We start from the raw sequence: 9039 nt of genomic DNA, 5'->3' as shown, positions 1-9039 counted from the left end.
GCCTGGCGCACGTCATGCACCAGCCGTTGCGGCGTGACCGGGAAGCGGTCCTCCTCCGCGCGGTCGTTGAGCCGGGCGAGGATCTTCTGGCGCAGGTCGATCATGCCCTCGTCGGCGGACAGGCGGCCTTCGAGCCGCCCGGCCAGGGCGTCAACCGAGGCGCCGATATCRCCCAGCACCTCGATATCGGGGTGGTAGACCTGCTCGACCGTGGCGGACTGGAAGCTGACATGGATCACCTTCGGCCCGCCGCTGCTCTTCATCAGGAACGGCGGCTTTTCGACGGTGTCATGGCCGATGGCGATGATCAGGTCGGCGCGGGCAATGGCCTCGTGCACATAGTCGCCCTCGGAGAGTGCGGCCGTTCCCATGTACAGGTTGGAGCCGCCGGTGACGGCGCCCTTGCCCATCTGCGTGTTGAAAAACGGCAGGCGCGTGCGCGCCACGAATGCGGACAGCGCCTCGGTGAGCCATGGCCGGCTTGCGGCTGCGCCGATCATCACCAGCGGCCGTTTGGCCGCGAGGATGGCCGCTTCTGCCCGGTCCAGTGCGGCAGGCGGCGCGAGGGGACGATCCAGCGGGTGGACCGGAATGACCGGAACATCCTCCACTTCCTCGCCCGCGACATCCTCCGGCAGCTCCAGGTGCACCGGCCCGGGGCGTTCTTCCATCGCCACGCGGAAGGCATCACGCACCATCGCGGGAATGGCCGCCGGGCTGACGATCTGGCGTGTCATTTTCGTGAGCGGCTTCATCGACGCCACGATATCCACGATCTGGAAGCGGGCCTGCTTGGCGCTCATCACCGCCTTCTGGCCGGTGATGAGAATCATCGGCCACGCGCCCAGATGGGCATACGCCGCACCGGTGGAGAAATTCAGTGCGCCCGGACCGAGCGTGGCCAGGCATACGCCGGGCCTGCCGGTGAGCCGGCCGTGGGTGGCGGCCATGAAGGCGGCCGCCTGCTCGTGGCGGGTGAGGACCAGTTCGATGCCCGAGTTCCGGAGCGATTCCAGAAAATCCAGGTTCTCCTCGCCCGGTACGCCAAAGATGCGGTCTACGCCTTCGTTCTCCAGCGCCTTGACCAGTAGATCCGAGCCCTTCTGCATCGCGTCGATCCTTGTGGTGAGGATGGGGTCACTATACTCCGGGGGGAATCGCCTCCCGTGTGTGCCGATGCCGCGCCTGCCCGACAGGTCTGCGCGATACTGTGCGCCGTTCTTCGTTGGGGTTGGTATGAACAGGGATGTTGAAGCATGTTGAACCTACGGCTGGCGCAGCGCTGGGAGCGTCTGGGTAAACGCGATACCGAGGTCGGCGTGATGCTGCTGTTCGCGCTGCTTGCCGCGCTGTTTGCCTGGGGCGCCCATGCCATGGCCTATCCGGAGCACGGCTGTGTGCGGATGGGCAAGGGCAACAGTGGCCCGCTCGAGTGCGACCCGCGCCGACTGCTCGACAATGCGCGCGTGCTGCTGTTGCTCGGCGCGCTCAGCACCCTCCCCCTCTTCTACATCCTGGGGACGTGGATCAAAGACATGGCGCGGCCATTGATGCTGGAAAATGAACGGCACGACGGCTGACAGCCGATACGAACGTCGGCCCCTGCGCCTGCGGACTGTGTCAAGGTGCAGCTCGGTCGACATCGCCCGTTGCTGTCGTCGCCATTTTCGTCCTGGCATGAGGCACATCCGCCAATGACCCCGCTCACCACCCTGGCGTTCGCCGCACAGTCGATAACGGTCGGGATCACGGCACTGACGATGGCGCTGGCGCTCCGTGCCGGTACCCGCACCAGTCACCTGCTCGCTGCGTTCTTCGGGACGCTGGGTCTGTCGATGTTCGCCAGTGCCGTGCTCACTGGCTGGCAGGCGTGGCTGCCGGTCCCCGCCGTTGCCTGGCTGCAGGTGATCAACGTCGTTCCGGTCTATCTGACCGGTCCACTGCTGTACGCCTACGCGTCGAGCCTGCTGCCCGGGGTTGCCACCCGACCGAAGGCTTGGGCGGGCTGGCATTTTCTGCCGTCCGCGCTGGTCGCTGTTTTCATGCTTGCGCTGGCGGTCTGGCCGGCGCTCGTCGCGTCGGGTCCGGGTGCGGCAATGCTCCAGGTGATCGTCCATGCCTGGGTGGCTATTACGGTGCCCTACCTCGCCCTCTCCGCCTGGCGGCTGCGTGACGCGCCGCGCCGCCTCGAAGAGGTTTCCGCCGATGAGGCGAGCCTGCGGATCGCCTGGCTTCGCCATCTGATCACGGTGATTGCCGTGCTGTGGCTTATCGTGGGCCTCGAGCGGATCAGCGTGGAAGTCAGCGCCAGAACCTGGCACTGGCCCGGCGCGGTACTCGCCGTGGTCATGATGGTGGTCACCTACCTGCTCGCATGGGGCGGGCTGCGCCTCGGCGTGCTGATGCCGGCAGACTTGCTCGATGAACAGGCGACACCGGCAGAATCGGCCGATCCCGCCGCTCGCTATGCGCGCTCGGGCCTGAGCGAGCCCGAACGCGCGCAGATCGCCGCCGACCTCGGCGCGCTGATGCGACAGCACGGCCTGCACCGTGATAGTGAGCTCGACCTGGGGCGGCTCAGTGAACGCAGCGGCTGGTCGCCCAACTACATCTCCCAGGCATTGAACCAGCAGCTTGGGCAGAATTTCTTCGAGTTCGTCAACGGCTTCCGGATCGCCGATGCCGAGCACTGCCTGGCCGATCCCGGTGATCCGCGCTCCGTTCTGGATATCGCCCTGGCCTGCGGCTTTGGCAGCAAGTCGACCTTCAATACGGTCTTCAAACGCATGACCGGCCTGACCCCTACCGCGTTCCGGCGCCGTGCGTTGACGTCCGATCCGGCCGGATTGAACGGCCCGGCCGTCTGATCCCACCGGCTCGGGCGCCGCCAGCCCGATGCACTGCGAGCCTGCGGCCTCGGTCGGCACAACCCGTGCCTGCGTCGAGGGAATCCCATGCACAAGCTTGCTGTCCTGTTGTTGCTGTTCGTCAGCGTGACCGCCAATGCGGCGGCGGCGCGCGAGGATCACGTGCTGCTGCAAGGCAATATCGCCGGCAAGCAAATCGTCAAGGCCGCAGCTGCCGGCCGGACAGAGGTCGAGTACCGCTACAACGACCGCGGCCGCGGGGACGACATAAAGGCGCAGTGGCGCCTGGACGGCAACGGGCTGTTGATCGACTACCAGGCCCAGGGCAACAACTACACCAAGGCCAAGGTCAGCGAGACGTTCTCGCTGCGGGACGGCCGGGCACGCTGGAAAAATGCCAGCGAACAAGGCGACCGGGCGCTGACCGCGCCCGCTTTCTTCCTGCCGATCTCGGCCCCGCCGGAGATCCAGGGCGTGCTGCTCCGCGCCTTGCTGAAGGCGCCAGGGCAGCGCCTGGCGCTGTTGCCATCGGGTGAGGCGCGCGTGGAACGCGTCGGCACGCTGCAACTCCAAAGCCAGGCTGGCCTCGTCGAGCTGACCCATTACCGCATCAGCGGACTGGGCTTCACCCCCGCCTCGGTATGGCTGCATGCCGATGGTCGCACGGCGGCGATCACCTATGCATCGGGCTGGGTCRCCATCCTGCCGGCGGCGCTCAAAGCCAGCCTGCCCCAGATCGTCGCCGCCCAGGAGCGCGCCGATGCGGAATGGTCGGCAACGCTGGCGCGCGATCTTACGCACCAGCCGAAGGGGCCGCTGCTGATCCGCAACGCGCGCGTATTCGACCCGCGCGATCTCACCGCCACGGCGGGCACCAGCGTGCTGGTGGACGGCGAGCGCATCATCCGGGTGGCCGCCGACGGACGGATAGACGCGCCCGCCAACGCCGAGGTCATCGACGCGCACGGACGGTTCCTGCTGCCGGGCCTGTGGGACGTGCACAAGCACTACGCCGAAGCCGATGGCCCTCTCGATATCGCCGCGGGCATCACCAGCAGCCGCGACCTGGCCAACAACACCGACAACTTCATCGAGCGGGTCATGCGGTTCGATGCCGGCACCGAGATCGGGCCGCGCGTGTCGATGGCCGGCTTCATTGACGGGCCAGGACCGTTTGCCGGGCCGACCAGGATGCTGGTCAATACACCCGAGGAGGCCCGCAAGGCGGTCGACTGGTATGCCGACCATGGCTATGTGCAGATCAAGACCTATTCCTCGCTGAAGCCCGAGCTGTTTCCGGTGATCGCCGACCATGCACACGCACGCGGCCTGCGCGTCAGCGGCCATGTGCCGGCCTTCGTATCGGCGCGACAGTTCGTCGAGGGCGGCACCGACGAGATCCAGCACATCAATTTCATCTTCCTCAATTTCATGTATCCGCGGGTGCAGGAGACGCGCAACATGAAGCGGCTGACGGAGATCGGCGAGCATGCCTACGAGTACACGCCGGACCAGCCGGAGGTTCGCGAGTTCATCGCGTTCCTGAAAGCGCACCACACTGTTGTGGATCCCACCCTCGCCGTCTTCGAGGATTTGTCCGGCGACCCCAACGATCCGGTACCGCCAGGCCTGCGTCCGATCGCCGCCCGGCTGCCGCCCCAGGTGCAGCRCAACTTCGGCTTCGACCCGCTCCCGGTGCCGAAGGGCCAGGAAGCAGCCTATGCYAAGGCATTCCCTGCGTTGATGCGCATGGTCAAGGCCCTCCATGATGGCGGCGTCACGCTGATGCCCGGCACCGATGGGCTGGCCGGCTACCTGTTGCACGCCGAGCTGGAGATCTACGCCCGCGCCGGCATTCCCAATGCGGAAGTGCTGCGCCTGGCGACGCTGACGCCGGCCCAGGTCATGGGCGTGGACAAGGATCGCGGCGTGATCGCGCCAGGCAAGCTGGCCGACATGGTGCTGATCGATGGCGATCCGCTCAACGACATGCGCGATATCCGCAAGGTAGAGCTTGTATTCAAGGGTGGCAAGATCTTCGATCCGGCAGCGATCGAGCAGGCACTCGGTATCCAGCCGCGCAAGCCGGTGCAGGTCCAATGAGCCTCTCCATCGATGCCGCCACGCGCGAGGCGCCTGCCATTGAACCGTCGCGACGGCGCTTTCTTGGTGCCTGCGCACTCGGCAGCGCAGGCGCGCTGCTGTTGCCGACGCGTGCAGGCGCCGCCGCGCCGGCAACAGCCGCCCGCTCGCAGTGGCCTGGCTACCTTCAGGCCACGGTGATCGATACCCTCAACGGTGGCCCGCTCGACCCGCAGGCCGAGGCCGAATATGCACCGTTGGACGCTCGCGTGCTGGCCGACGCAAGGGCCTCGGGACTGACCGCCTGCAACGTAACGGTCAGTGGCGTCGGCAGTTACCTCAACGACTATGCGCTGACGATGCGTGCCATTGCCTACTGGAACGGCGAACTGGCGCGCCATGCCGATGCGCTGCGCCTGGTGCGCACCGGCGCGGACCTTGCCAACGCAAAGCACAGCGGACGGCTCGGCCTGATCTATGGCTTCCAGGATGCGACGCCGTTCGGCGAGGACCTGGAACGCTTCGAGACCTTTTACGGTCTTGGCGTGCGCATCTACCAGCTGACGTACAACCGGCGCAACCTGGTCGGCGACGGCTGCCTGGAGGCCGCCAATGCCGGGCTCAGCCAATTCGGTCGTGAGCTGATCGAGCGGCTCGATGCCGGTCGTGCCTTGATCGATCTCTCACATAGCGGCCAGCGCACCGCACTGGAGGCGATCGCCGCGTCCAGGGGTCCGGTCACCATCAGCCACACCGGCTGCGCCGCCCTCGTCGACCGTCCGCGCAACAAAAGCGACGAGGAGCTGCGCCTGCTCGCCGGCCGTGGCGGCGTGGCGGGCATCTACCTGATGCCCTTCCTGCGCAAGGAGGGACAACCGACGGCGGCGGATCTGATCCGCCATATCGAGCACGCGATCAATGTCTGCGGCGAAGAGCACGTCAGCCTGGGTTCGGACGGCATCATCCCGGCGATCGATCTGACCCCTGAGTACCGCAAGGCCTTCCGCGCATTTGTCGAGGAGCGCGTCAAGCGTGGCATCGCCGCGCCGGGAGAGAGCGCTGAGGTAGTCAATTTCCTGCCCGACCTCAATCAACCCGATCGCTTCGACCGCATTGCGCTCCTGCTGTCCCGGCGTGGGCRTCGTGACGCGCGCATCGAGAAGATACTGGGCGGCAACTTCGCGCGGTTGTTCACGGACGTATGCGGGTGACCCGATGTCCGCCCCCTGCCCTGCCCCGCGCGGGGGGCGGCTGTGCACACGAAAACGGCAGGCCGGTGCACCGGCCTGCCGTGACATGGACGTCCAGACCCTTACCGGCAGGCGGTGGCCTGTACCGACCGGCTCAAAGCGTTGCCTGCGCCTGCAGCGTGAACACCCAGCTGTCCGGACGGCTGTCATATGCACCGGGCCGCGCCACGTACTGCACCGACGGCCGCAGGATCAACCACCGCGTGACCTGCACGCCATAGTTCAGCTCGACGAACTGCTCGTTGCTCTGCACGTCCTTGCCGGTCACCTGCTGGTACCGCGCAAGCCGGTCGGAGATGTCCAGCCGGTTCCAGGCCAGGCTCAGCACGTCGTCTTCCCGCGATGCCACCACGCCGCGCCAGCTCACGCCGGCTTCCCACGCGTAACGCATGAGGCCGGTCTTCGCGTCGGCGCGGGTGGCTACGCCGAACACCGACAGGCCACGCACGGTGTCGCCCTCCGGCTTCAACACGCGCTGCGCGACCTGCACGTAGGAGCCACTGCGATGCGACGCCCGTGGCGCGGGGGGATCGCCGATGTCATCCGCATTGGAGGTGTCCAGGTAATAACCGACCTTGTAGGTGCCGCCGTAGTCGTAGCCGGTCTTGCCGTGGCTGTAGCCCACCTCGACGGGCAGGAACAGGCCGGTCTTGCCGCGGTCGGAAACGCGGAAGCCGCTGCCGGCCTGCTTGCGCGTCGGCACGACGTCATAGATGCCGGTCTGTGCATACCAGCCTGACGGGTCGTTCCACTTCACCCGCAGGCCCCACTGGCCGGTCGGATTGTCCAGCCAGCCGGAACTGTAGATCGGGCCCAGCGGATGCCCGCATTGACCATTGTTGTTGAAGTTGCAGGTATACGGCAGGCCGCCGAAGTCATTGCCCATCGAGTAGAAGCCGCCCTTGAGGCTCAGCCGCTTGTCCAGCAGCAGGCGTTCGTAGGACAACTCGTTGAAACGCAGGTTCTGGCCCTGCCCGTAGAAGGCCTGGTTCTGGATGTAGGACCCCGTGGAGCGCTCATTGACCGCATTGCCGAAGCGGTCGGAGGACACTACCCGCAGCGTGCCGTCGAAGCCGAACGCTTTGCCGGTGTCGATCATCGCGCCCAGGTCGATGTGCTCGGCCGTGGACCAGCCCTTGCCCTTGTAGCCGGCGCTGTTGACGCCGCTGGCGATGACGATGCGTGCGCTCGGGGTGATGCCCCGGTCCTGCAGCCACAGTCGGGCCGCCCAGTCCGCGCTCAATGGGGTCTGGGTGATGGTGTCCACCGTCTTGGGCTTGGGCGCATCGGCGTCGGCGGCCCAGGCGGGCAGGCTTGCGGTCAAGGCCACGAGCCCTGCACAGATCATCAAGGAGGTGCGCTTCATGCCGCGGCCCTCCGGTTCCTGCGCGTGCGCCAAGCGCGGCGCACCAGCAGGAGCACGCCCACCAGTACCACTGCGCCCAGGATGAGCAGCGGTAGCCACAGCCGCCCGATCTTGGCCAGCAGCGGCTTTTCGCCCCCGGCGCGGATGAGCGCGACCTGCGCTGCGGTGACCTGGTCACCCGGCCCGAACTGGGTACGCACGTAGGTCGCGACCGCGGCGATGTCGTCATCGCTCAGGGCCTGTACGTAGGAGCCTTGGGAGAAATGCGGCATCAAGGCGTGCTCGCCATTCACGTCGCGGTCGATGCCGCCGATGATGGTCGCCACCAGGTTCTGCGGACGGGTCATGCCCACGGTGGTGTTGTGCACCAACGAGGGGTAAACCCCATCCTTGCTGCCCTCCCCGCGCGAACCATGGCAGCTAGCGCACAAGCCCGAGTACAGCACCGGCCCGGAGGCCAGGGGGGCATCGGTGCCACGCACCGGTTGCTCGCCCGGTGCCTTGGCGGCATCGCCCCAGGCGAAGGCAGCGCGGGTGGCGTCCTTGTCGACCACGGGCGGTACGGTGCGCAGGTAGGCCACGATGGCGCTGATGTCCTGGTCCTGTAGTTTGGACAGGCTGTTGCTCACGGCCTCGGCCATGCCGCCGCCCGCCTGCGCCTTGCCGGCCACGCGGCCGGTTTTGAGATAGCGTGCCAGCTCCTCATCGGTCCAGCCGCCGATACCGCTGATCGGGTCGGAGGTGATATTGGGCGCATACCAGTCACCCAGCGAACCGCCGGCGAAGGCCTTGCCGCCCACTTCCTGCATCATCAGGCCGCGCGGGCTGTGGCAGCTGGAACAGTGCGCCAGGCCTTCCACCAGATAGGCGCCGCGATTCCACTGCGCATCCTTGCCCGGATCGGGTTTGAAGGGCGTCTTGTCCAGGAACAGCAGGTTCCACACCGCCATGGACGTGCGCACACTGAAGGGGAACGGCAGCTCGGTGCGATGCGCCGCCTCGTTCACCGGTGCCACGCCTTGCATGAAGTAGACATACAGCGCGTGGATGTCCTCGTCGGTGAGCTTGGCGTACGAGGTGTAGGGCATGGCCGGATACAGATGGGCGCCGTCCTTGCGCACGCCCTCGCGGACCGCTTTGGCGAAATCACGCTCGCTGTAGGTGCCGATGCCATGGGTCTTGGACGGGGTGATGTTGCTGGCCCAGATTTCGCCCAGTGGCGAAGCGATGGCGTAGCCACCTGCGTACGGCTTTCCCTGCTTCGGGCTGGTATGGCAGGCCACGCAGTCGGCGGCGACGGACAGGTAGCGGCCGCGTTCCAGGGTCTCGTCGGCGCGTGCGGTTTGGCTGACGCCTGTCAGCATGGCCAGCGCGATGAGCAGCATCGTCTTCATGCGGCACGCTCGATGGCGTCGGCCGCGCGCAGTGCCAGYGCGGCCATGGTCAGGGTGCTGTTGACCACGCTGGCCGAGAC

7 protein-coding genes are annotated in these 9039 nt (G+C 66.8%); 4 read left to right on the top strand and 3 right to left on the bottom strand.

Annotated elements, in window-relative coordinates; all coding sequences use genetic code 11:
* On the bottom strand, nt 1-1109 hold a 1109-nt coding region (locus ACXJKH_RS09725), incomplete at its 3' end, for a thiamine pyrophosphate-binding protein (protein WP_457319272.1).
* A gap of 150 nt (nt 1110-1259) precedes the next feature.
* On the opposite strand from ACXJKH_RS09725, the gene ACXJKH_RS09720 reads away from it, so the two are divergent.
* The 4 genes from ACXJKH_RS09720 (at nt 1260) to ACXJKH_RS09705 (ending at nt 6160) form a co-directional block, all read left to right on the top strand.
* Nucleotides 1260-1580, top strand: a complete 321-nt coding sequence (locus ACXJKH_RS09720; protein WP_457319271.1) for a hypothetical protein — start codon at nt 1260-1262, stop codon at nt 1578-1580.
* A gap of 114 nt (nt 1581-1694) precedes the next feature.
* Nucleotides 1695-2867: a helix-turn-helix domain-containing protein gene (locus ACXJKH_RS09715; RefSeq protein ID WP_457319270.1), complete on the top strand. Its 1173-nt coding sequence runs from the start codon at nt 1695-1697 to the stop codon at nt 2865-2867.
* A 108-nt stretch (nt 2868-2975) separates the two neighbouring features.
* On the top strand, nt 2976-4970 hold the full coding sequence (locus ACXJKH_RS09710; protein WP_457319269.1) for an amidohydrolase family protein: 1995 nt from the start codon (nt 2976-2978) through the stop codon (nt 4968-4970).
* Complete coding sequence (locus ACXJKH_RS09705) at nt 4967-6160, top strand: dipeptidase (protein ID WP_457319268.1); 1194 nt, start codon at nt 4967-4969, stop codon at nt 6158-6160. Before ACXJKH_RS09710 ends, ACXJKH_RS09705 begins: the two co-directional genes overlap by 4 nt.
* Nucleotides 6161-6293: 133 nt before the next feature.
* Here the strand turns inward: ACXJKH_RS09705 and ACXJKH_RS09700 are convergent, their stop codons facing one another.
* On the bottom strand, nt 6294-7565 hold the full coding sequence (locus ACXJKH_RS09700) for a carbohydrate porin (RefSeq protein ID WP_457319267.1): 1272 nt from the start codon (nt 7563-7565) through the stop codon (nt 6294-6296).
* A complete protein-coding gene (locus tag ACXJKH_RS09695) occupies nt 7562-8959 on the bottom strand; it encodes a c-type cytochrome (protein ID WP_457319266.1) in 1398 nt (465 codons plus the stop codon). Before ACXJKH_RS09695 ends, ACXJKH_RS09700 begins: the two co-directional genes overlap by 4 nt.
* Nucleotides 8960-9039 lie beyond the last annotated feature (80 nt).

Source organism: Stenotrophomonas sp. P5_B8, from assembly GCF_054049855.1.
The sequence above is the reverse complement of the archived record's forward strand: the minus strand, read 5'-3'. Positions and strand labels throughout refer to the sequence as shown.

Excerpts from the sequence above, each read along its gene's own strand:
- ACXJKH_RS09700 (WP_457319267.1), bottom strand. The coding sequence starts at position 7,565 with ATGAAGCGCACCTCCTTGATGATCTGTGCAGGGCTCGTGGCCTTGACC.
- ACXJKH_RS09695 (WP_457319266.1), bottom strand. The coding sequence starts at position 8,959 with ATGAAGACGATGCTGCTCATCGCGCTGGCCATGCTGACAGGCGTCAGC.
- ACXJKH_RS09715 (WP_457319270.1), top strand. The coding sequence starts at position 1,695 with ATGACCCCGCTCACCACCCTGGCGTTCGCCGCACAGTCGATAACGGTC.